This is a genomic window from Bradyrhizobium agreste (genome assembly GCF_016031625.1).
Taxonomy (GTDB): domain Bacteria; phylum Pseudomonadota; class Alphaproteobacteria; order Rhizobiales; family Xanthobacteraceae; genus Bradyrhizobium; species Bradyrhizobium agreste.
In genome coordinates, this window is the sequence record NZ_JACCHP010000001.1 from 590,940 (window position 1) to 612,188 (window position 21,249).

The 21,249-nt window shown below is 65.9% G+C and carries 19 protein-coding genes and 1 pseudogene; 7 read left to right on the plus strand and 13 right to left on the minus strand.

Annotation, left to right across the window (positions count from 1 at the left end):
• Positions 1-232: 232 nt before the first annotated feature.
• The 3 genes and pseudogenes from HZZ13_RS02430 to HZZ13_RS02440 form a co-directional block, all read right to left on the minus strand.
• On the minus strand, positions 233-559 hold the full coding sequence (locus tag HZZ13_RS02430; RefSeq protein WP_197958038.1) for a GYD domain-containing protein: 327 nt from the start codon (positions 557-559) through the stop codon (positions 233-235).
• Positions 544-717, minus strand: coding sequence for a hypothetical protein (locus tag HZZ13_RS02435; RefSeq protein WP_197958039.1), 174 nt, complete (start codon positions 715-717; stop codon positions 544-546). The genes HZZ13_RS02430 and HZZ13_RS02435 overlap by 16 nt, the downstream gene beginning before the upstream one ends.
• 17 nt (positions 718-734) lie before the next feature.
• A pseudogene (locus HZZ13_RS02440) lies at positions 735-1,530 on the minus strand (adenylate/guanylate cyclase domain-containing protein).
• 154 nt (positions 1,531-1,684) lie between these two features.
• On the opposite strand from HZZ13_RS02440, the gene HZZ13_RS02445 reads away from it, so the two are divergent.
• Positions 1,685-1,891: a hypothetical protein gene (locus HZZ13_RS02445; protein ID WP_197958114.1), complete on the plus strand. Its 207-nt coding sequence runs from the start codon at positions 1,685-1,687 to the stop codon at positions 1,889-1,891.
• Between the two features lie 309 nt (positions 1,892-2,200).
• On the opposite strand, the gene HZZ13_RS02450 is transcribed toward HZZ13_RS02445, so the two are convergent.
• From HZZ13_RS02450 to HZZ13_RS02460, 3 genes are all read right to left on the minus strand, one after another.
• The gene (locus tag HZZ13_RS02450; RefSeq protein ID WP_197958040.1) at positions 2,201-3,406 is read right to left on the minus strand and encodes an adenylate/guanylate cyclase domain-containing protein; all 1,206 of its coding nucleotides are present in this window, start codon (positions 3,404-3,406) and stop codon (positions 2,201-2,203) included.
• Between the two features lie 102 nt (positions 3,407-3,508).
• On the minus strand, positions 3,509-4,093 hold the full coding sequence (locus HZZ13_RS02455; RefSeq protein WP_197958041.1) for a HutD/Ves family protein: 585 nt from the start codon (positions 4,091-4,093) through the stop codon (positions 3,509-3,511).
• A 55-nt stretch (positions 4,094-4,148) separates the two neighbouring features.
• On the minus strand, positions 4,149-6,245 hold the full coding sequence (locus HZZ13_RS02460; protein WP_197958042.1) for an adenylate/guanylate cyclase domain-containing protein: 2,097 nt from the start codon (positions 6,243-6,245) through the stop codon (positions 4,149-4,151).
• A gap of 311 nt (positions 6,246-6,556) precedes the next feature.
• Between HZZ13_RS02460 and HZZ13_RS02465 the strand changes: the two genes are divergently transcribed.
• The 5 genes from HZZ13_RS02465 (at position 6,557) to HZZ13_RS02485 (ending at position 10,051) form a co-directional block, all read left to right on the plus strand.
• The gene (locus HZZ13_RS02465) at positions 6,557-6,862 is read left to right on the plus strand and encodes a BufA1 family periplasmic bufferin-type metallophore (protein WP_197948905.1); all 306 of its coding nucleotides are present in this window, start codon (positions 6,557-6,559) and stop codon (positions 6,860-6,862) included.
• 37 nt (positions 6,863-6,899) lie between these two features.
• Positions 6,900-7,814 (plus strand): MNIO family bufferin maturase, encoded by a 915-nt coding sequence (gene bufB / locus HZZ13_RS02470; protein WP_197958043.1) that lies wholly within the window; start codon positions 6,900-6,902, stop codon positions 7,812-7,814.
• Positions 7,804-8,586, plus strand: coding sequence for an HvfC/BufC N-terminal domain-containing protein (locus tag HZZ13_RS02475; protein ID WP_197958044.1), 783 nt, complete (start codon positions 7,804-7,806; stop codon positions 8,584-8,586). The genes bufB and HZZ13_RS02475 overlap by 11 nt, the downstream gene beginning before the upstream one ends.
• Positions 8,583-9,092 (plus strand): DoxX family protein, encoded by a 510-nt coding sequence (locus HZZ13_RS02480; protein ID WP_197958045.1) that lies wholly within the window; start codon positions 8,583-8,585, stop codon positions 9,090-9,092. Before HZZ13_RS02475 ends, HZZ13_RS02480 begins: the two co-directional genes overlap by 4 nt.
• 146 nt (positions 9,093-9,238) lie before the next feature.
• Positions 9,239-10,051 carry a class I SAM-dependent methyltransferase gene (locus tag HZZ13_RS02485; protein ID WP_197958046.1) on the plus strand — a complete coding sequence of 271 codons (813 nt, stop codon included), beginning with the start codon at positions 9,239-9,241 and terminating at the stop codon, positions 10,049-10,051.
• 29 nt (positions 10,052-10,080) lie between these two features.
• Here HZZ13_RS02485 and HZZ13_RS02490 read toward each other — a convergent pair whose 3' ends face one another.
• Positions 10,081-11,625 (minus strand): L,D-transpeptidase, encoded by a 1,545-nt coding sequence (locus tag HZZ13_RS02490; RefSeq protein WP_197958047.1) that lies wholly within the window; start codon positions 11,623-11,625, stop codon positions 10,081-10,083.
• A gap of 251 nt (positions 11,626-11,876) precedes the next feature.
• Positions 11,877-13,313, minus strand: coding sequence for a lipopolysaccharide biosynthesis protein (locus tag HZZ13_RS02495; protein WP_197958048.1), 1,437 nt, complete (start codon positions 13,311-13,313; stop codon positions 11,877-11,879).
• Between the two features lie 360 nt (positions 13,314-13,673).
• Between HZZ13_RS02495 and HZZ13_RS02500 the strand changes: the two genes are divergently transcribed.
• The gene (locus HZZ13_RS02500; protein ID WP_197958049.1) at positions 13,674-14,741 is read left to right on the plus strand and encodes an endo-1,4-beta-xylanase; all 1,068 of its coding nucleotides are present in this window, start codon (positions 13,674-13,676) and stop codon (positions 14,739-14,741) included.
• A gap of 2 nt (positions 14,742-14,743) precedes the next feature.
• Here HZZ13_RS02500 and HZZ13_RS02505 read toward each other — a convergent pair whose 3' ends face one another.
• The 5 genes from HZZ13_RS02505 to HZZ13_RS02525 all read right to left on the minus strand — a co-directional run bounded on the left by HZZ13_RS02505 (position 14,744) and on the right by HZZ13_RS02525 (position 21,128).
• Complete coding sequence (locus HZZ13_RS02505; RefSeq protein ID WP_197958050.1) at positions 14,744-15,691, minus strand: DUF6492 family protein; 948 nt, start codon at positions 15,689-15,691, stop codon at positions 14,744-14,746.
• 110 nt (positions 15,692-15,801) lie between these two features.
• On the minus strand, positions 15,802-16,038 hold the full coding sequence (locus HZZ13_RS36670) for a DUF6036 family nucleotidyltransferase (protein WP_311972586.1): 237 nt from the start codon (positions 16,036-16,038) through the stop codon (positions 15,802-15,804).
• Positions 16,039-16,396: 358 nt separating this feature from the next.
• Positions 16,397-16,777 (minus strand): hypothetical protein, encoded by a 381-nt coding sequence (locus tag HZZ13_RS02515; RefSeq protein ID WP_197958051.1) that lies wholly within the window; start codon positions 16,775-16,777, stop codon positions 16,397-16,399.
• A gap of 93 nt (positions 16,778-16,870) precedes the next feature.
• Positions 16,871-17,662 carry a protein-L-isoaspartate O-methyltransferase family protein gene (locus HZZ13_RS02520; protein ID WP_197958052.1) on the minus strand — a complete coding sequence of 264 codons (792 nt, stop codon included), beginning with the start codon at positions 17,660-17,662 and terminating at the stop codon, positions 16,871-16,873.
• A 1-nt stretch (position 17,663) separates the two neighbouring features.
• On the minus strand, positions 17,664-21,128 hold the full coding sequence (locus HZZ13_RS02525) for an ATP-binding protein (protein ID WP_197958053.1): 3,465 nt from the start codon (positions 21,126-21,128) through the stop codon (positions 17,664-17,666).
• Between the last annotated feature and the right edge of the window lie 121 nt (positions 21,129-21,249).

Consider the following 21,249-nt stretch of genomic DNA (forward strand, 5'->3'; position numbering starts at 1 on the left):
GGGCAGCAGTGGCGAAGGACCCGTAAAGGCGCTTGGTGTTTTTACGTTTAACGGAATGTTGGATACACGAGGGCGGTCGTCGGTTCCCGAGTCGAAACCCATGCTCGGGGCCGGGCAAGAGCCGGCCGGTCGAATGCGCCCCCAACGGCGAGCGTGTCACGATTGAGCCGGCAGGCGAAGGCAAGCTGTTCGCGCGGTGCGACGGCCGTCTGCAGGCGATGGTCCCGCCTGACTATGTTCCAGGCGGCCGATAGCCGATGGCTTGCGTACGGCCAAGGGCCTCCAGGGTCTCCTCGACGGTGAGCAGCGGCGTCGTCTCGAATTTCGACAACGCGCCACCGCCGCCGATCGCAATTGCGACGGCAGCCATCGAGACGTTGTCGGGCGCCTCCCAGAGATTGTAGCCGTCGTACGCTCCGAATGCGTACCAAAAGCCGTGTAGCTTGCCGCCGACCGATTCGATGTACTTGCGTGCAGCTTCGCGGCGGTCCTCCGGGTTTTTCATCAATCGACCCCAGGTCTCCGGCGTGTAGCTAAAGCGCGTCAAATAGAGAGCCATGGCCAAAATCCTCCCTTCATCACGATATCAATGATATCGGGCGGCGGCGCCTCGCGCAGGTGGCGCAGGGTCGCACGCCGTCGCAGCTGAGCCAGTTGGAGCGCGCAATCGGCCATAGCATCATAGCGCCACGGCAAAGCAATATTGCCCACCTTCATCGGCCGTGGCTCCCCTTTCACCTCTCCAGCCGCCACAGCCTCCACCGCTCCGGCACGCCCTTCAGCCTATGCATGCCGTGATCCCGCAAGTCCATCGCCGCCTGCGTCGTCATCAGCTCCTTCACCGCGCTCGACACCAGCACCTCACCGGCGCGCGCTTTCGCGGCAATGCGGGTGCCGATGTGGAAGGCGAGACCGACCATCTCGCCGCCGCTGATAGTGTATTCGCCGGCATGCAGGCCGACGCGGATCTCGAGGCCGAGCGTGCGCACGGCTTGCTGGATCGCAGTGGCACAGGCGATGCCGGCGGCGGGCTTCTTGAACGTCGCCAGCACGCCGTCGCCGGTGGTCACAACCTCCTTGCCGCCGCACGTCTTCAGCTCCTTGCGAACCGCCGCGTAATAATGGCCCATCACCTTGGTCCAGCGCGCATCGCCGAGCTTCGCCTTCGCGGTGGAGCCGACGATGTCGACGATCAGGATGGTGGCGAGCGCCTGCTTGAGCTCTGGCTTGCGTGCGGCCGACGGCCGCCGGTTCGCGATCGGGCCGGTCAGCGGCTCATAGCGATGGGCTGCGGCGCCGCGCGATCGCGGCTTTGGTGTAGTCCTGCGCGCGCTGCGCACTGCCGCAACGAACGGTCTTCTCCTGCGGCAGACGCGACCAATAGACCTTGCGCGCGGCACCCGTGCCATGCACTTCGACGGCGCCCCATTTCAGGAACACCGCCGAGCCGACCCGTCTGACGCACCACGCCTTCGACGTGTATCCGGAGACGTTCGACTGGTGGACACCGATGCGGAGGAATTTGGGCATGCAGGCGCGGCCGAGGGAAGGACCGTTGGACGATGTGCGGGAAGCCTATTCGGACAGTTCCGCATCGGCAATAGGCGCTGTCGCGCGATTCTCCGACCTGCCGATTGGCACTTTCTGCGGCAAGGCGCGTTGCGGTGTTTTCGAGGAGGCGCAGATGACCAAGCCGAAGGCTGTCCACGCGCAAGATGCAAAGATCCCGACGCAAGCAGCGCTCAATCCCGGTGACGAAGCCCCACCCGGAACTGAGGGTACCGGCGACGACGTCTGTCCCGATTGTCACGGCAAGGGACGCATCGACGGGGCGCCTTGCGCCACCTGCGGCGGGAGCGGCACCATCACGCGAGCGGTCGGCGGCGCCTGACGCTGCCTCGCTGGTCGGCGTGATACAGCGAGCTTTCGGCCACCCCATTGAATTTGGAACGACCACGCGTTCCCGCGCATTGGCCTTCGCCGGGTCTCACCACTCGGCAAATGGCGGCCTCGGCTCAAGCCCCGCCCCCGGACACGGGCGGCACGACCGGCGCGGGCGCCTCCAGCCTCAATACGTCGTCGGACGCCAACAGCGGCGGCGCGAATGCACCGGCGAAGTCGTCAACGATGAGGCCGGGCGACAACGATCCGGCCCGGCAAACCCAGGGCGGCCAGCAGGCCCTGCCCAACGCCACCGGAACTAACCGGAAATAGCGCGAGCCGGATAGGCATACAGCTCGATCGGAGCGTTGAAGCCGCGCACCTCGTGCCGGCCGACATGCTCCAGCGCGAACTGCTTCTCGACAAGCTCGGCGAAATCGCGTGACAGCAGCACGTTCCTGCCGAGCGTCTTGGTCAGCGCCTCGAGGCGAGAGGCCATGTTGACGGCCGGGCCGATCACCGTGAAGTCGAGCCGCCGGGCCGATCCGATATTGCCGTACATGACGTCGCCGACGTGGACGCCGATGCCGTAGTTCAGCGGCGCGCGGCCGGTCCCGCTGTTCCGTTCGTTGAGTGCGGCCATGGCGTCCCGGGCCTCGGCCACTGCGTGCAGCAGGTTAGCGCACGCGTTCGGATCATGAAGCGGGAAGATCGCGAGCAGTCCGTCGCCGATGAATTTCAGGATCTCGCCGCCGTGCCGCGCGATCGGCTCCGACATCGCGTCGAAATAATCGTTGAGCAGGCCGATGACGTCGTCGCGCGGCCAGTTGTCGGAGATCTTGGTGAAGTCCCTGAGGTCACAGATCATGATCGCGGCGCGCACCGTCGTGCCGCTGCCGCGCCTGGTGGCGCCGGCCAGGATCATCTCGCCGGCGTGCGTGCCGACATAGGTCTCCAGCAGCGTGCGTGCCAGGCGATTCTTGACGCGGATCTCGCTGACCAGCGCCAACACCGGCAACAGCTTCTTCAGGCCGGCGACATGCGCGTCGTCAAACCCGCCGGGCCGAGCGGTCGCGAAAGTGACGATGTGCCGCTTGCCAAGCGTGTGGTAGAGCGGCCAGGCGACATAGTCGGTGAGGCCCCTGGCCCTCATCTCGTCATAGAGGGCGTGCTTGCGGCGATGCGCGGAATCCTGCGCGAGCCGCTCGCGCACTTCGGCGGCACCGTCATGGATCTCGTTGGCGGCGCTGCCGATATATTCCGACCGCTCGCGCACGTCATAGTCGACCAGCGCGATCTCCGCCTCGCGCATCCCGTCGGCCCACATCATCCGTGCGCCCAGCCATTGCGGGTGATTAATCAGCACATGGAGCGTCGCGCGCTGCACCGGAATGCCCGCCTGCTGCAGGCGGATGCACATCTGCGCGAAGATGTCGTCGATGTAGCGCTCGTCGCGCGTGCCGTTGGTCAGCCAGTCGATGACGTCGTCGGCCTGTGTGGGGGCGTATGTGTCTGGCGCATTCATGTCCTGCCCCTCGAGCTGCGGTTTAACGGAGCAGATATCGTGCGCCGGCCGGGCGGCGTCAACCTGGCCAGGTGCACGGGTTGTGCGCATCGGCTTGGGGTTTCAGCCCAGAAGCCGGATCGACCCCAGCACCGCGAGCCCCGAGACCAGCGCAAGCTGCGACGGACCGGTCAGCTCGAGCTTCAGCGTGCCGGTGTGCGGAATCGCAAATTCCTCATTGTCGAGGCGGATGCGGCATTCGCCGCGCGGGGCGTAGACCAGATGCGTGCCGGCAGCGAGCGGCCGGTCGCCGGGCTGCTTCAGTGCGAGGAGATCGATCTCCGCGGCACCGCGCCGCGCCATGAGGTTCACGACCTCGACCGGACCGGCCTCGAGCTCGGTCACGATCTCGAGCTCGCCGGTGAAACGCACCGTCGTAAAAGGTTCACGTTCGTCGAATTCCTGCGCAGGCGACTTCAGCACCAGCCCGCGCCCTTCGACGACCATCTGCAAGCGGTCGATGCCCGGCATATGGGAGAACGGGCCGGGCGCAAGAATGGGCGTCGACGCAAAGCGCCAGAGCAGGCTGTCCCAGTCCTTCCGCGGCGCATCGGCCCGATGAGCATCCGTGATGTCGGTGAAGATGCCGCCGCCGTTCTTCCACGGCGAGCGGGTGTAGTTTTCAGGATTGAGCAAGGTGACTTTCATGTTCGGCGGTCGCTCCGGTTGTACCCCATTTGTAGCCCGGATCCGGATGATGTCGCTATTTCGACGTCAATGCCGCCACAGGCCGCCAAGTGACGTCGGGCGCAGCTGCAGCGAGCCGACGGCAGCGGTCACGCATCAGCTCGGCGGGGCGATCGTGGCCGCGCTGCTTCAGCACGGCCTCGAAATCGGCGACCGCGTCGGCAAATCGGCGCGCGCGATAGGCGGCGAGGCCGCGCTCGTAATCCGCGATCCAGCCGACCGTGTCGCTGCCAACCGCGTTCTCGTTCACCATCCCGATCAGCTCGTGAACGGAGAGCCCCTCCTCGCGTCCGTAGACCGCGATGCTGTCGATCTCGCGCGTGACCACGGCACCGCGCGCCAGACGTTCGGTCGCCGCGCCGATCAGGATCTGCGTGCCGTAGGATTTGTTGGCGCCTTCGAGCCGGCTCGCAACATTCACGGCATCGCCGATCACGGTGTAGTTCAGCCGCAGCTCCGAGCCGATGTTGCCGACCAGCATGCGGCCGGAATTGATGCCGATGCGGATCTGGAGCGGCTGGCCGAGATCGTCGACGAGGCCCGACTCGTCGATCGCTCTGCGACAGGCGAGCGCGGCGCGGCAGCATCGCGCGGCGTGATCGTCTTGCGACTGCGGTGCGCCCCAGAATGCCATCACGGCATCGCCGATGAACTTGTCGATGGTGCCGCCATTGGCGACGATGATCTCCGAGGTGAGGTCGAGATAGCGCGACAGCAGCGGCACGACGCGATCGCCGAGCCGCTCCGACAGTCCGGTGAAGCCGGCGATATCGATGAACATCACGCTGAGCTCCTGGACGCTGCCGCCAGGTCGCGCCTCGACCCCCTGGCGCAGCAGGCCGCGGACGAGATCCGCCGGGATGAACTTGCGGAATGCGGACAGGCCGGATGCCATCTCCGCGATTGCACCCGACAGGCTTGCGATCTCCTTGAGCCGCGACGGATGGCGGCGGACCTGCTCCAGCGCGAAGGCTTCGACATGGCGCAGCTCGCCGACGACGCGCGACAGCGGCGCGGCGATGACGGACCGCGCCAGCATCGCCGAGGCCAGCGCCGCGAGCACGGCGCCGATGGCAAGACCGAGGATCACGCGGTGCAATGTCGTTTCGACCGGCCCGAGAAATTCGGCCTCGGGGATGATGGTCGCGAGCGACCAGCCGGGAAACGGCAGCGGCGTCAGCGCAACCTCATAGGCCGCGCCGCCCGAGGTGAGCCGGCTGCGCCAGGCCTGCTTGCGGCCGGCCTCGCCCGCCTGGTCGAGCGCTGCCCGCGCCAGCGGCAGCAGCGCGGTGTCGCCGCGGGCCGGATGGAGCTCGTCGGCGTCCTTGTCCGGCGCTGCGACGAGCTCGCCGCTGCCGTCGACGATGAAGGCGGTGCCGGTGCGCCCGACCTCCAGCTGCGACAGGAAGCGCGCGAGCCTGGTGTATTCGATGATGACCGCAAGCACGCCTTGCCGCTCCTGGTAGACGTCGATCGGTCCGGCGAAGGCGATCGACGGCCGCTCGCCGGTCGCGTGGTCCATCACCCTGAACCATTGCGGGTCGTCGGCGCTGAGCCCGGCCTTGAACCAGGCCTGATCGGCGACGCGGAAATCGGTCGGCTCGAAGCGGCGGTTGGCGAATTCGATGTCGCCGGGCACCACGTCATATTCGTCGACCCGGCGCTCGCCCGGATGATCCGTCAGCGAGATCTCCATCATCTCCAGGCGCCGATCGCCGAGCTTGTGCGCGGCGAAGAAGGAGCCGTCGGGCCAGCCGAACGCGACCCAGGAAATCGTCGCCTGCGACTGCAATTGCGAGAGAAAGACGAACTCGCGCTTGTCGGCCTCGCGGGTGTCGAGCACGTTCTGGAGGAACAGGGTGCGGATTGCGGTGTGCGCGGCCCGCGCCTCGTCGACGATGGCCGAGACCTCCTTGCGCACCGCCGCCACGATCTGCTCGTTGATGGTCGAGGCGAGCTGCCGGCTCGCCGCCTCGGCCGTGCGCCACCACAGCAGGCTGGAGAGCGCCGCGGTCAGCAGGATCGCGGCGAGGACCAGCGCGGACACGGCAAGGCGGATGCTCACCGTCATCCTTGCGACCGCGCGAAGCTGGCGTGCGGGATCGATGTCCATGGTTGTATCCGCCTTTGGGTGGGTACGATTCCTGTCATCGCTCTACGCAGATTTCCTACCGTCCGTTACCTCTGCAAAGTTTGGCGGGACGCATCCAATGCTCTCGCTCTAACGTGTCGATAGCGCCAAGGCATTGGATTTGGCCGCCCACTTGCCCGCTAATCCCCGTCCAAGCGCACCGCCCGTGCGCCCGATCCAATCGGTCTCACGAATTCGTGAGCAGCCCGCCGTAACGCGGGCGGCGCGCGGAGCGAAGGAGTCCATGCGCGCATCCCCGCCCAGGCGATGCCACCTCGAACAGGAGAACCTCGATGTCTGCCAAACATGCCGTCACCTCCCTCGTCCTCGCCGGTGCGGTATCGACCGCGCTCGCGACCCTTGCCTCCGCCGGCCCCCTGACCAAGGCCGAAGCCGATGCCGCCATCGCCGCCAAGAAAGAGAAGTGCTTCGGCGTCGCGCTGAAGGGCCAGAACGATTGCGCGGCGGGGCCGGGCACAACCTGCCAGGGCACCTCGACCGTCGACTTCCAGGGTAATGCCTGGAAATTCGTCCAGGGCGGCACCTGCACCAGCATCGAATTGCCGAACGGCAAGAAGGGTTCGCTCAAGCCGGTGTAACGGCCGACGCAACGGGAAGCGCGAACGGAGCAGCACGATGAGCACGATCAAGTCAGCCCCGCCAGCAGCGCTGCCGCTCCGCTTCGCAACGCCGATCGGCGGCGTTGCCGGGACGAGCTTCAAGCCCGAGCACCTCCCGGCAATCCTCGAGGCAAAGAATCGGCGCGGCTTCTTCGAGGTCCACGCCGAGAACTATATGGGTGCCGGCGGGCCGCCGCATCGCGCCTTGGAGGCGATCCGCCGCGATCATCCGCTCTCGCTGCACGGCGTCTGCATGTCGATCGGCGGGCCTCGGCCGCTCGACAAGGCGCACCTGGCACGCTTCCGCAGCCTCGTCGCACGCTATCAGCCGGCGCTGGTCTCCGAGCATCTCGCCTGGTCGACGCATGAGACCAGCTTCTTCAACGATCTGTTGCCGTTGCCCTATACGGCCGCGACGTTGGCTTGCGTCTGCGATCATATCGATCAGGTGCAGGAGGCGACCCGGCGGCCGCTGCTGCTGGAAAACCCCTCGACCTATCTCGCCTTCCGCGAATCCTCGATGCGCGAGACCGAGTTCATCCGCGCCGTTGCCGAGCGCACCGGCTGCGGCCTGCTGCTCGACGTCAACAACGTGTTCATCTCCGCGACCAACCATGGATATTCGGCGCTCGACTACCTCGCTGATTTCCCGCTGTCGCGCGTCGAGGAAATTCATCTCGCCGGGCATGCCGAGCAGGCCGACGACGAAGGCGACCTGCTGTTGATCGACAGCCACGACGGCCCGGTCACTGATGCCGTCTGGAAGCTCTACGAGATCGTGATCCGGCGCCGCGGGCCGGTGCCGACCCTGATCGAATGGGACAGCAAGATTCCGGACTGGCCGGTGCTGCAAGCGGAGGCCGCCGCCGCCCAGGCCATCCTCGACCGTCATCACTCGGCCGTGCCGGCAGGAGAGCGTCATGCCGCCTGAACCAGGCTTGTGCTTTGCTGCATCGTTCGCGCCGGCGCTGCTGGATCCGGCGCGCAGCACGCCTGAACTCGTGACCGGCCCGAATGGCAAAGCCGCTGACCGGCGGTACGACGTTTACCGCAACAATGTCACGGTCAGCCTGATCGACGCGCTCGCCGCGATCTATCCGGCGGTGCAGCGCATCACCGGCACCGATTTCTTCCGCGCCATGGCCCGCTTCCATGTGCGCAGCAATCCGCCGACATCGCCGCTGCTGTTCGAATATGGCCGCGATTTTCCGGAGTTCATCGAAGCTTATGAGCATGCGCAAGACATGCCCTGGCTCGCCGATGTGGCGCGTCTCGAGCGGGCCTGGCTCGATGCCTATCACGCCGCCGACGCCGCCCCGCTCTCGCCGGCCCGGCTCTCGGCGGTGACACCCGAGCACCTGGCTGATCTGGTGTTCATTCCGCACCCGGCCGCGCGATGCCTGCGTTCGGACTACGCCGCCGTGACGATCTTTGCGGCCAACCGCGACAACGCACCGGTCATGCGGATCGATGCCTCAACGCCGGAAGATGCCCTGATCACGCGAGGCGAGTTCGACGTCGCCGTGCGCCGCCTTCCACCCGGTGGTGCGGTCTTCGCGCGCCATCTCCTGTCGGGCCGGCCGCTCGGCGAAGCCGCGGCGGCGGCGCTGGAGGCGGCAAGCGAATTCGACATTGCCGCGAACATCGCCGGGCTGATCGAGGCCGGCGCCTTCACCTCGCTCTGTTGCGGAGACCCATCATGATCACGGACCAACACATGACGACTGCCAGCGGCCTGCCGTCGCCCGGCGCGCTCATCGACAGAGCCAATCATCTGGTGCAGGCGCTCGCGATGCCGTCGCTCGTCCAGCTGGTGCTGCGCCTCGCGCTGGCCGTGCCGTTCTGGCGCTCGGGCCTGCTCAAATGGGGCGGCTTCCTCAAGCTGAACGACACCGCGGTGACGCTGTTCAGCGACGAGTTCATGCTGCATCTGCCGGGCGGGCCGTATCACTTTCCGGCCCCGACGGTGATGGCCTTCCTCTCGGGCTCCGGCGAGATCATGTTGCCGATCCTGCTGGTGCTGGGACTGGGCACGCGGTTCGCAGCACTCGGACTGCTAGTGATGACCGTGATCGTCGAGCTCACGGTGCCGGACGGCTGGCCGATCCATCTCACCTGGGCAGCGATGGCACTTGCCCTCATGGCTTACGGACCCGGGCACATCTCGCTCGATCATCTCGTTTGTCGCGCGCGGTCGGCCAAACGATAGGATATTGCCTACATCCCGCTCAGGGAACCCGCGAGGTCGGCGGCGGGAGACCGTAGAACCGATTCCCCGCAATTTGCGCCGTTGCTGGCTCTGGCGGCAAACCATGGTAACGTGCACCTCGTGTCCGAACCTTCAGCGAGGCGAGCATGCCCGACACTGACAAGGTCTTCGCCGGTTCGATCCCGAAAATCTACGACGAGTATCTGGTGCCGATGATCTTCGCCGTCTATGCGGAGGACATCGCAAGACGCGTCGCCGCGCGCTCTCCTTCCACACTCCTCGAGATCGCTGCGGGCACCGGTGCGGTGACGCGTGCCGTGGCGGCGGCGCTGCCGCGCGGCGTTCGATACGTTGCAACCGACCTCAACGAGCCGATGCTCGCGGTCGCGGCGCAGCGCCAGGCGAACGACGATCGCATCACCTGGCGGCAGGCGGACGGGATGGCCCTGCCCTTCGGCGACGCCGAGTTCGACGTGGTCTGCTGCCAGTTCGGCGCGATGTTCTTTCCGGACCGCATCAAGGCCTATGGAGAGGTCAAGCGCGTCCTGAAGGGCGACGGCACGTTCGTGTTCAACGTCTGGGATCGCATCGAGGACAATGTGCTGACGCATGAAGCCACGGCCGCGCTCGCAAAGCTGTTTCCCGATGATCCGCCGCGTTTCATGATCCGGACGCCGCACGGCTATCACGACAAGGCCGTCATCAGGGGCGATCTCGAACGAGCAGGCTTCCGCGACATATCGATCGAAACCCGATCCGAAACCAGCCGTGCGCCTTTGGCCGAACATGTCGCCGTTGCGCTCTGCCAGGGCACGCCGCTGCGCAGCGAGATCGAAGCGAGGGATGCCGGCAAGCTTCAGGCTGCGACCGACATGGTTGCCGAGGCAATCCGGGCCCGCCATGGCTCCGGTCCGGTCGAGGGCAAGATCCAGGCGATCGTGATCGAGGCCCGCCCGTAGCTGCGGCCCGTTGGCCGAGGGCGCGTCCCTTACCAGAAGCCCCGCTGGAACGGCTGCGCCGGCTGATAATACTGATACTGGCTGCGGCGGCGCGGATTGACCTGCTGTACGTAGGGATCGCGCTGGTAGAAGAAGCCGAAGCCGTTGTCCCAGCCGTCATCGCTGGCGATCATGGCAGGCGCGGTCGGCTTGCGCGTGATGAAGCCGCCTTGCGGCTCGTTGCTCAGCACCGCGACGAACTCGGTCCGGTAATTGGTCTCGCTGCTCAGCGGCTCGTCCGAGATGATGATCGAGGAGCGCGGCAACGCGGTGGGCCCGATGCGGTCCCACACGTCCTGCGGGATGGCGATGCGGTCGAGTGCGTTGCGAGCCTCATCGCCGTTCTCGATCGTGACCACGCTCCAGCGCAGGCCCGTACCGGTCTTTGCCATCGCCGTGAAGATATGCGTGCCGATCGGCTGCTCGGGATTGCGGATCGTGACGGGGACCTCGATGCTGGTGTCGAACACCTCGCCGCCGCCATCGGGCGCCGGCTTGTGCGTGTTCCGCCGCACGTAGAGCTTCTGCGTCGCGCGGCTGATGTAGACCGAGACCGGTTCGCCCGCGAGCTTTGCGTCGGTCGCGACCTTGACGGCCTCAGTCTTTCTGGCCGCAGCGGCCTTCGCGGCTTCCTTGGTCGCGGCCACCGCATCACGCTTCGGCTGCGCGGCGGCCCTGGCGGCCTCGAGCTGCGTCGCCGCGTCGGCAGCCTTGGCTGCTGCCTTCTGCTTCAGCTCCTCGGCCTTGGCGCGGGCCTGATCGTTCCTGGCGTTCGCGAGCGTCTTGTCGGCGAAGGCGAGCTCGGCATCGGCGCGCGCCTTCTGCTGTTCCAGCTTGCGCAGCGCGGCGGGGAGCGAGGCGGCTTCCTTCGCGGCGGTGGCCGCAGCCTTCTTGGCCTCATCTGCAACCCTTGTCGCCTCCTCGGCCTCGATGGAGAGCTTGTCGGCACGGCCAGGCACGGCCGCGATGGCCTCCGGCTTCGGCACGAACAGCGAGGGGTGAGAGAATTCGGTCGGGACCGTGTCATGGGGCGAGATGATCACGCGCATCCCGATATAGGTCTTGTCGAACAGGTTCTCGGCGAAGCCGAACGGCATGCGAACGCAGCCATGCGAGGCGGCATAGCCGGGCAGCGGTCCGCCATGCAGGGCGATGCCGTTCCAGGTGATGCGCTGCATATGCGGCATCCAGGCATCGTCATACATCGTCGAGCGGTGCTCCCTGTCCTTCTCGATGACGGCGAACACGCCGGCCGGCGTCTCGCGGCCCGTGGTGCCGGTCGATACCGGCGCGCGCAGGATCCAGCCGTCCGCATCGTAGAACGTGACCTGCTGGCTCTTGATCGACACGATCGCCATGATCGGCTCGCCGGCCACACGCTGCGCCACTGCCTCCGCCACCTGGCGCGGCTGCTTGGCCGCGACGGCCGGGGCTGCCGCTGCGAGGCTCGCCACCGCCACGAGCGCCATGATTCCGGCAGGCCCCCGGCGCCCCACCGCCCTGACGGATTGCGCCGTCATCGATCGGTTTTTCATGCCATCCTCGGTCGAGCTGCCAGTGGGCCGATGTCGCTCACGTGTCACATTGGAATCATTGCATTAAGAAATCGCAGCCGCCTTACGTTCCCTCTGTGGCGAGATTCGGCACTTCCAGCGGCAAATCTCTCATATACGACGCCTCGCGCAGGCGGAAGGCGGTCTCCAGCCGAGGCTGGCCCGAAGCTGGTCTCGATCACTGCGGCAGAATGTCCGATCTGCCGCGGGGGGATGCGCCTATTGAGGCGCGACTAGACACCCAATGCCTTGCGGTTCAACGTTCGCAGCACACGCAGCGACAAGGTTCGCACGTTCGCAACATTGAGCAGCCAGGCCGCAGCCGCATAGGCGAGGCCGCCGGCGAGGCTGACGATGACGAGCGATACGAGGCCGGTGCCGGCCGCTTGCGAGCGCGCCACCAGAATTGCGGCCGCCATTGCGGCTGCGGAGGCGGCGACGCCGGCGAGGCGATTGAGCTCGAACGGGACCGGATGGGCCCGATGCATCAGGACGAGTGCGACCAGGAAGCCGATCGCCTCGGTTGCCAGCGTTGCCAGCGCCGCGCCGTAAAGGCCGTAGCCGCCGATCAGCGCGAACATCAGGATGACGCTGATCACCAGCGTGAGAAAGGATTGCGCCGCCAGCATGAACGGCCGCTCCGCGAGCTGGAAGCTGATCTGCACGTAGAACTGATTGGCGATGCCGAAAAGCCGCGCGAGCACCAGCGTCGGCAGCAAGGCCGAGACGCCAGCGCGAAAGTCGATGCCGACGAGCGTGCCGGCCACCTGGTCCGCCGCAAACGCAAGCCAGACTGCAACGGGCGCCACGACGACGAGCAGCAGCTCGAGGCTTTCGGTCAGCCGCTCCCGCGTCGTCCCGCCGTTGTTCTCGGACAATGACCGGAACACCAGCGGCACGGTCGCCGCCGCGACGCTGGATGCGATCATGACCATGAACTGGCGCGGCAGATCGGCGGCAACGCCGAAGATGCCGGCAGCGTCCTTGCCGAGCAGATAAGCGACAATGAGCCGGTCGCAGGCCGAATAGACCGCCACGGACAATCCCGCCAGCGTCAGCGGCAGGCCGTAGCGCGCCAATTGCATGAACTGGCTGCGCTGGAAGCGCGCGATCCCAGTGCGGTCGCCGACGAGGTTCAGGATGATGCCGGCGAGCGACCCCAGACCGAATGCGGCGAGCAGCCCCATTCCACCCCAGCCGAGCCAGATGCCGAAAAGACCGAAGCCGACACTGGAGACGCTGCGCACGATCGAGATCGCCGCGAAGCGGTAGGGGCGCAATTTGGCGCGCTCGAACTCCTGGCCGACATCGACCGCATTGGCCATGACCGCCACGAACATGCTGGCGAGCAGCAGCTCGACGCTGACATCGCTGCGGAACAGGACAACCACCGGCGTGGTGGCGCAGAGCACCGCGGTCGTCAGGGCGAACGCCACGATCGCCGTACCGCGAAAGTCGACCTCCGCCGACATCGCCTGATAGCGTGACACCGAGAGCTTGATCCAGGCAAAGAAGATCGCGCCCAGAATGCCCGCAAGGCTGATGCCGACGACATAGACGCCGTACTCCGCCGGGCTCAGCAGCCGCGTATAGGCGGTGACGGCGAAGAAACCCACCGCCGCAGGCAGGATGTAGGCGACGAGATAAATCGAGAAATGACGGTTCAGCATGCGAGCACTTGACCGGCAGCGGTCCTGGGAGTGTGGCGACGGTCGATCAATCGGATCATGGCGGGCGAACTGCGCCGCAACATCTCTCAAGAGTGTCACATAAGTCTGCAGATTGGGCGGCGAATGAAGCCTTGAGGCCGCTTTCGCGCGTTAGCGTTAAATTTGCCCTGTGCTGAACGGGCGGACCGATCACCAAAAAGGAACCATGTTTGGCACGATCCCGGTGTTTTCCGCCGCCGCGACGTCACACGCACTTGAGGCGGCCACTCCGCCGCGAGTTAACCGAAGGATATGAAACCCGGGCGGTGCAGGACACCGCTTGGTACGAAGGCGCGTTGGTTGCAGAAGGAACGTCGCAACGTGACCAGGCTCGACAGACGCGAATTTCTCCTCGGCAGCGCCGCGGCCCTTGCTGCGGGCGCATCGGCGTCCGCGGTGCCGGCTTCGAAACGCGCCCAGCGTCGTCCCGGCTTTGGCGCTGCGGCGACGTTGTGGGACCTGCAAGCCGATCCGCGGCTCGGCGAGGCCATCAGCACCTATTGCACACAGGTGGTGCCGGTGCTCGAGCTGAAATGGCCGATGCTGCGGCCGGACGCCCATACGTTCGCCTTCGAGCGCGCCGACGCGATCCTGGATTTCGCGCGCGACAACGATCTGACCATGCGCGGCCACGCGCTGGCCTGGTATCACGACATTCCGGACTGGACCAAGCAGATCAAGGACAGCAAGGGCGTCGAACGCGCCTATCTCGATCACATCGGCACCATCGTTTCCTACTACAAGGACAAGCTGACGTCATGGGACGTCGTCAACGAGCCGATCCCGGACAATCCCCGCAGCCCGAAGGACCGGCGCGACACCTTCTGGACGCAACATCTCGGCGAACGTTGGATTCCGCTGGCGTTCCGCGCGGCGGCTGCGGCCGACCCCTTCGTCAAGCTCGCGATCAACGAATATGACATCGAATCGGCGAAGGACTCCTTCATCGCCAAGCGGGCGGCCTATCGCAATCTCATAATGGACCTGCTCGATCAGGGCGTTCCGCTCCACGCCGTCGGGCTGCAAGCCCATCTGCACGCCGAGCTCGATATCGACACGCACGGGCTCGCCGAATTCGTCACCGAGCTGCGTTCCTGGGGCCTCGATGTGCTCATCACCGAGCTCGACGTCGACGACCAGAAGCTGGCGGGCAGTCCAGCGGAGCGCGACGCCGTGGTCGCCAAGCGCGTCGACGACCTGCTGACGGCCGTTGCCGCGAGCGGTCCGGTGCGCTCAATCCTGACCTGGGGCATCTCGGATCGCTACAGCTGGATCAACGGCACCTTCGCCCGCAAGGACAAGCAGCCGAACCGTCCGCTGCCGCTCGACGGCGAGTTCAAGCCGAAGCCGTTCATGGACGTCATCAGCAAGTTCACGAAAGATATTTAGAGTCAGCGTGTCTTCGGCGTCTCGAATGCGGCCATATCGCCGATATGATCGGGGGCGAGGCTCGGCGCGCGCCGCTCGCGCGAGGAGAGGCGGAACACGTTGCGGATGTCGTCGATCGAGGTCGACGAATAGGACTGAATGCAAAGCGCGACCTGCTCCGGCGAGGCCGTGCGCATCATCGCTTCGATCGCCGGGCGGTCGAGCGGCGTGTCGTCCCAGTGCGAGACCGCGATGCTGTCTTCGGTGACCCGATGTCGCGCCAGATGCTCCGGCGCATTGGCGACGAAATTTCCGTAAAGCAGATACTCCGAGAACTTCTTCTTCCGGCACAGCGCCAGCGCCCAGCTCAAGCCGGTCGCCGACTTGATCGCGTCGGTCATCGCCCGCGCCGTGTCCCTGTCCCAGACCAGCGCGTTGCCGACATAATCGTCCGCCGGGAACGCGCGCCCGTCGATGCCCAGAAGCTGATCGACGGTGCGCAGCCACAGGCCGTGCAACGGGTGGTCGGCGCCAATCGCCTTGCGCGTGACGAACAGCGGCGTCTTCTCAGCCCCGGCATACTGGCCGACGTCGAACGCGCGGAAGAACAGATTGTCCGAATCCAGGATGCAGACGCGCTGCTCCGGCGCATTGAGGACGCCGGCGATCTTCAGGATCTGCTGGATGTGCCAGCCGTGCACGGGTGACGACAGCAGCGACAGCCAGACGCGCCGGCTGCCGAACTGGAGCGCCGGCGGCAGCGCGAACAGCCATTTCGGCAAATAATGCGAGGCCGGAACGATGACCCGCTTGTCGGACGCAAAGCGCGCGAACAGCGGCACGTCTTCATCGTTAACGAGAACATAATGCCGCGTGTAGCCCTTCAGCCAGGTATCGATGCTCTCGCTGAGCAGCGAAAAACGTTCGATATCCTTGGCATAGCTGGCGGTCAGCAGGGAAACGGAATGCATGGAGCGCGCTCGGATGGGCATCGGCGGCCGCACTGATAGCGGCAATGCGAGATGCTGGAAACTCACGATCGGAATCAAGGTAAAGCGAAACGAGGTGCGACTGCGGAGGACTAGCCTTCGGACTGCAGGCCTCGGATGTAGGCGATTGCCCGCTCCGCTACGGCCGGATCAAGATCGGTTTCGCGAATCCTGCGCTCGAGCAGCGTTAGGTCCAGCGGGCGCCTCTCATGAATAGCGCCGACGAACCGCTTGTCCCTCTCGTCCAACCGGGCAAGCTTGGACACGACGAGGTCCTCCGGCGCCGGCGCCACACCCGTGACCGTTCTTCCCGCGACTTCGGTTTGCACTCTGACCGCTCGGGCCTGCCAGCCTCTCGGAGTTTGGCCGTAGTCGCATCGACGCCATCGATGTAGAACCCATGCGTACGATGGAATTGGCTCTCCGATCCGAATAGGCCATCGATATGTTCGGATGCCATCGGCTGCACACCATCACGCTTGGCCTCGGTCAATTCCCAGATTCTCGCGTTCGCCGGAAACGCGTCGATCTCTGGCGACTCTCTTGCCGCCTCTGGCGCATCCGGCATGGAAGCCAGAATTGCCTGACTGCCAACCACAAACACCGTATCGGTTTCAAATTCGTACGCGAGGGCCCTGACGACCCTGAGCAAATCCTCCAAGGTGCGCAGCACGCCGGTTCCGGGCATCAAGGACCGCGCGAAGAGGGAGGACGGGCGCTCAAGCCGCGTTCGACAATGCGTCTTGCGGCCCTTCGCAACCGAACTCTCGCATCGTAGTCGCCGAAATGAACACCTTCGACGAGATAAAACGGTGACGAGTTGCGGAGCATCACCAGTTCACGATCGCGGCTGATCAACCTCGACGCGAGCTCGCCGGTTGGCAGCGCAAGCAATTTCTGCCATTCCCGCACGAAAGGCCAGCCGTCGAATTGGTCGGCCTGCCGCATATGCGCTTCCTTGGCCTTCTCCACCAATGATGGGTCGTGTCGGAGCCTCCGCACGATCAGCCGATGCATCATCAGCTTCGCGGTGTCGCCAACTACACCCTCGTTCAGCCTGTCTTTCATCGGTCTCCCCAGAGACAGCTCAAAATATAGACTACCTGCCGCGAACAAAAAAGGGCAGGACTCCCGATAATTGCTGCATTGATCAGGGGAGGACTAATCCGATGGCAACCCCTGCTCCAGAGCGCGGAAGCGGAGCGGTGCCAGGGCTGAGGCGCGCTGCCACCAATCGGCGACGCGGTCGTCGAGGGCGGTCACGCCGCGGCCCTGGCCGGGGAAGATCCGGATCTGCTGGATCGCCTCTGCCTCGAAACCCCTGGCCCTCCGCCTGATCTTGAGGGCGGCGCCTTCGCGGTCGCGCTGGGTCAGCGGCACCAGAAGACGGCCGCGCGGACGGAGCGACCGCAGCCAGAGCGGGTGCGGATGCGGGAAGCCGGCATGCACGATGATCACGTCGGCGGGCTCGCCCACGTCCTCACACCCATCGCCGTGGACGACCGTGACGTTACCATAGCCGCGCAAGTAGCTCGCCGCCCGGGCCGCGAGCCGCTCGTCGCATTCGATCGCACGGACGCGGCCCTTCTCGCCGACCATGATCGACAGCACCGCCGAGAAATAGCCGAGGCCGCAGCCGATCTGCACGACACGGTCCGCCCGCTTGACGTCGAGAATGTCGATCAAATGCGCCCACAGGCTCGGCAGGCCGGTGTCGAGCTTGCGGCGGGCATCGATCGCGACCAGCACGTTGTCGTAGAGATGAACGGGATCGGCGTCGGGCGTCAGCCGGTAGCTGCGCGCCGCCTCGCCCTTGATGCGCCACGGCCCCCTGGGCAGGAATTGCTCGCGCGGAACGGCGGCGAGCGCATCGAGGAGACGCTTGGAGGCAATCCGCTCGCGCCTGGCGATCAACTCCACGTAGCGCGCACGCGCGGCGGCCAGATCGCTCATGTCACAGATCGGCCTGCTCGCGCACCGGCGCGTCCGTACCCAGCTCGTCGAGGAGCTGCAACGCCTGCTTCAGGTCCGGCGTGTAAAAGCCCTCGCTGAACTTGCCGACGATCGGGGTGAGCAAGAGTCTGGCGTGCTCGCGCTTGCCGGCTTGATGCGACAGGCGCGCGAGGCTGACGGCGGTGCGAAGCTCCCAGGACAGCGCACCCTGCTTGCGTGCGGTCTCCAGCGAAAGGCCGAACAGGTCCTCCGCCTCCTGGACCGACGCCGGGTCGCCACCCGACAGCGTGATCTCGCCTTGCAGGCGATAGACCTCGGCGAGATAGAAGTGATCGCCGGTCCGCCTTGCAGTCGCAAGCGCACCATCCAGCGCGCGCAAGGCGGCGTCGCGCATCCCGACCTTGGCGTAAGTTTCCGCCAGCAGACAGCGAAACCAGCAGCCGGCGAGCCAGGAATCCATCGCCTCGTACTCGTCGAGGCCGAAGCGCATCTGGCTGAGGCCTTCGTCGGCTTCGCCGAGCTGAGCCAGCGCCCAGCCGCGCAGGATCGCCGCCTGCTGCTTCCAGTGCAGGAAATTGTGCTCGGTGGCAATGATCATGGCGCGGTTGGCGTGGTCGCGCGTGCCTTCGACGTCGCGCAAATGCTGCCGGAGATAGGCTCCGAACACCAGCGCGAAGGCGAGCGTGAAGGGGTGGCGGATCTTCTCGGCGTTCGCGATCGCCTGCTCGCTGTGCTGGCGCGCCGCGTCGGGCCGGCCGAGGAACCACAGGAGGTAACCGAGATAGGACAGCGAAACGACACCGGGATCGATGCCGTGCCGTTCCATCAGGTCGGAGTGCAGATCGGGGCTGAACAGGTTGATGCAGCGGTGCAAATGGTGCTGCGAGGCTGCGAAGCGGCCGCGATAGAGCATGGTCATTGCGATCGCGCGGTGCGCCTCGATCAGATAGCCGGTCTGCTGCGCCGGCTGCGTCCGCTCGTTCAGCCGCTCGCGCTTGGCGAACTTCAACAGCTCGACGCTGAGATCGTGCGCGCGGGTGAGATCGGCCCGGATGAAATGGCACACCCAGAGCCCGCGCATGGCAGCGAAGACCTTTTCGTCGTCATCGAGCTGACGGCCGAGCTCCAGCGCGCGGATGTAGTTCTCCTCGACCTCCTGCACGGCGTATCCCTTGGCGGCGATCAGCGCGTTGCCGAGCGCAATGCGCAGCTTGAGCTCCATCTCGTCCGCGCCCTGCATGCGCGCATTGGCCTGCACGACCGTGAGGCCGCGGCGCAGATGGCCGATCGCTTCCAGATTGGCGCCGGTCTTGGCCGCCTGCTTGCCGGCCTTGAGCCAGAAGCTGGCGGCGCCCTCGCTCTGGCCGGATTCGGTCAAATGATGGGCGAGCAGCTCCGGTTCGCGCTCGGTCTTCTCCGGATACATCTCGGCGAGCACCTGGGCGATCCGCGCATGCAGCTTGCGCCGCTCGCTGTGCAACAGGCTCGCATGTGCGGCGTTCTGGATCATCACGTGCTTGAATGAGTACAGCGCATCCGGCGGATGGCCGCGGCGCATGATCAGCCCCGCCTGCTCCAGATGGCTGAGTGCCGCCTCGATCTGCTCGGCCGGCGTATTGGCGACGGCCTGCAGTGTCTCGTAGGAAAATTCGCGGCCGATCGTGGCGCCGATCTGCGCGATGCGCTTGAAGGGTCCCATCCGGTCGAGCCGCGCCATGAGCGAGTCGGTCAGGGTGGCCGGGATTGCGAGCTGCCGCCATGGTCCCGACAGCACATAGCGCCCGTGCCGCTCGGTGAGCAGATTGGATTCCAGAACCGTCTTGGTCAGCTCTTCCAGGAACAGCGGCACGCCGTCGGTCTTGACGATGATCTCCTCGACGACCTCGTTGGGCAGCTCGCGTCCCGCGACGCGCTCGACCAGCGTCGTGCGCAGGTGCCGGCTCAGGCGGTTCAGGACCAGGGTGGTGATGTGCGAATGCGCGTTCCAGCTCGGCTGGAATTCCGAGCGCGCGGTGATGATCGCCAGGATCGGCCGGTTCTGCACCCGATCCACCAGGAGGTCGATCACCTCGCGGGAGGTCGGGTCGATCCAATGCAAGTCCTCGAACACGATCACCAGCGGCATCTCGCGCGCAAGGCCGAGGAAATGGTTGACCAGCGCCACGACGGTCGCATCCTTCTGCTGCTGCGGCGACAGGTCGAGCGGCGGATAGCGGTCCCCGGTCGGTATCGACAGCAGCGCGGCAAACAGCGGGGTGACCTGCTCGATGTCGCCGTCAGCGGCGGCGATCGCGTTCTCCAGGCTCGCCAGCGACAGCGCGGCCGAATCCTCGCGATCGAGACCGAGGGAGAATTTGAGCTGCTCGACGAACGGATGGAACGCGGTGGAGGTGTAATAGGGCGAGCACTGCAGCGAGACTTGTCCGTGGCGGTCGCCCGATATCCGCTCGAAGATCTCCTGGATGACGCGCGACTTGCCGATGCCGGGCTCGCCGAACTTGACCACGACCTGGCCGTCGCCGTCCTTCGCCTGCTGCCAGCGCCCCATCAACAGCGCGATCTCCTCCTCGCGGTTGACGAGCGGCGTCAGCCGCGTGCCCATGGCGGCGGCGAAGCGGGTCTCCACCCGCGAGGCGCGCACCACGTGCCAGGCCTGGGTCTTCTCGGGGATTCCCTTCAAGTCATGGACGCCGAGATTGCGGTAGTCGAACTTCCCCTTCAGCAGCGCCTGCGTCGAGGCGGAGATCACCACGCCGTTGGGCGGCGCCAGGCTTTGCAGACGCGCAGCGAGATTGACGGTTTCCCCGACCGCGGAATCGCGTTCTTCGGTGCCCTGCCCGACCAGATCGCCGACCACGACGAGGCCGGTCGCGATCCCGATGCGAACGGCGGGTGAATGGCTGAGCGCACCGCGCGGCTCGACCGCGCGTGCCGTCGACAGCACCCGCACGATCTCGAGCCCGGCGCGCACCGCGCGCTCGGCATCGTCCTCATGCGCGGTCGGATAGCCGAAATAGACCAGGATACCGTCCCCGACGAAACGGGCGGCAAAGCCCTCGTACTGCTTGACCACCCGGACGCAGGTCTCGCGGAAGTCCGCGATCATGTCGCGGACGTCCTCCGGATCGAACTGCGCGGACAGCGAGGTGGAATCCACCATGTCGCAGAACATGGTGGTGAGCTGGCGCCGTTCGGCTCCGACCTCAGCCCGGGTTTGCGGACGCGCCGCCGCGGCTGGCGCCTCGGTGGTTTCCGCTTGAAATAGCGCCGCCATCGCCCGCTGCAGCCGCTTGCGATCGCCGAGCGGCAATCCGAGCTCGACCAGATCGGCTTCGGTGAGATCCCCGATGACGTCGAGATCGAGGCGGTGCTGCGCGAAAAGATCGGTGTAGTGGCCGAGGCCGGCACTTTCGAGCCAGCGCTTCAGCCCGTCTTCCAAACCCGTGCCCGGCTCGTTCTCCAGCATCGTGATTCTGCCCGACCCTTACTCCGTCGAAGGGCTCGATGGCCCCTCAACCACAGATTTTGGGGCCGAAACTTCACCTCGGACTGGACGCATTCCCCAACTTCTTGGAAGAATAACTCAA

Coding starts and splice junctions, on each gene's coding strand:
- bufB (WP_197958043.1), top strand. CDS start 6,900: ATGAGCACGATCAAGTCAGCCCCGCCAGCAGCGCTGCCGCTCCGCTTC.
- HZZ13_RS02435 (WP_197958039.1), bottom strand. CDS start 717: ATGAAGGTGGGCAATATTGCTTTGCCGTGGCGCTATGATGCTATGGCC.
- HZZ13_RS02525 (WP_197958053.1), bottom strand. CDS start 21,128: ATGCTGGAGAACGAGCCGGGCACGGGTTTGGAAGACGGGCTGAAGCGC.
- HZZ13_RS02455 (WP_197958041.1), bottom strand. CDS start 4,093: ATGAAAGTCACCTTGCTCAATCCTGAAAACTACACCCGCTCGCCGTGG.
- HZZ13_RS02475 (WP_197958044.1), top strand. CDS start 7,804: ATGCCGCCTGAACCAGGCTTGTGCTTTGCTGCATCGTTCGCGCCGGCG.
- HZZ13_RS02445 (WP_197958114.1), top strand. CDS start 1,685: ATGACCAAGCCGAAGGCTGTCCACGCGCAAGATGCAAAGATCCCGACG.
- HZZ13_RS02480 (WP_197958045.1), top strand. CDS start 8,583: ATGATCACGGACCAACACATGACGACTGCCAGCGGCCTGCCGTCGCCC.
- HZZ13_RS02460 (WP_197958042.1), bottom strand. CDS start 6,245: ATGGACATCGATCCCGCACGCCAGCTTCGCGCGGTCGCAAGGATGACG.
- HZZ13_RS02485 (WP_197958046.1), top strand. CDS start 9,239: ATGCCCGACACTGACAAGGTCTTCGCCGGTTCGATCCCGAAAATCTAC.
- HZZ13_RS02515 (WP_197958051.1), bottom strand. CDS start 16,777: ATGAAAGACAGGCTGAACGAGGGTGTAGTTGGCGACACCGCGAAGCTG.
- HZZ13_RS02520 (WP_197958052.1), bottom strand. CDS start 17,662: ATGAGCGATCTGGCCGCCGCGCGTGCGCGCTACGTGGAGTTGATCGCC.
- HZZ13_RS02495 (WP_197958048.1), bottom strand. CDS start 13,313: ATGCTGAACCGTCATTTCTCGATTTATCTCGTCGCCTACATCCTGCCT.
- HZZ13_RS02450 (WP_197958040.1), bottom strand. CDS start 3,406: ATGAATGCGCCAGACACATACGCCCCCACACAGGCCGACGACGTCATC.
- HZZ13_RS02430 (WP_197958038.1), bottom strand. CDS start 559: ATGGCTCTCTATTTGACGCGCTTTAGCTACACGCCGGAGACCTGGGGT.
- HZZ13_RS02465 (WP_197948905.1), top strand. CDS start 6,557: ATGTCTGCCAAACATGCCGTCACCTCCCTCGTCCTCGCCGGTGCGGTA.
- HZZ13_RS02490 (WP_197958047.1), bottom strand. CDS start 11,625: ATGAAAAACCGATCGATGACGGCGCAATCCGTCAGGGCGGTGGGGCGC.
- HZZ13_RS02505 (WP_197958050.1), bottom strand. CDS start 15,691: ATGCATTCCGTTTCCCTGCTGACCGCCAGCTATGCCAAGGATATCGAA.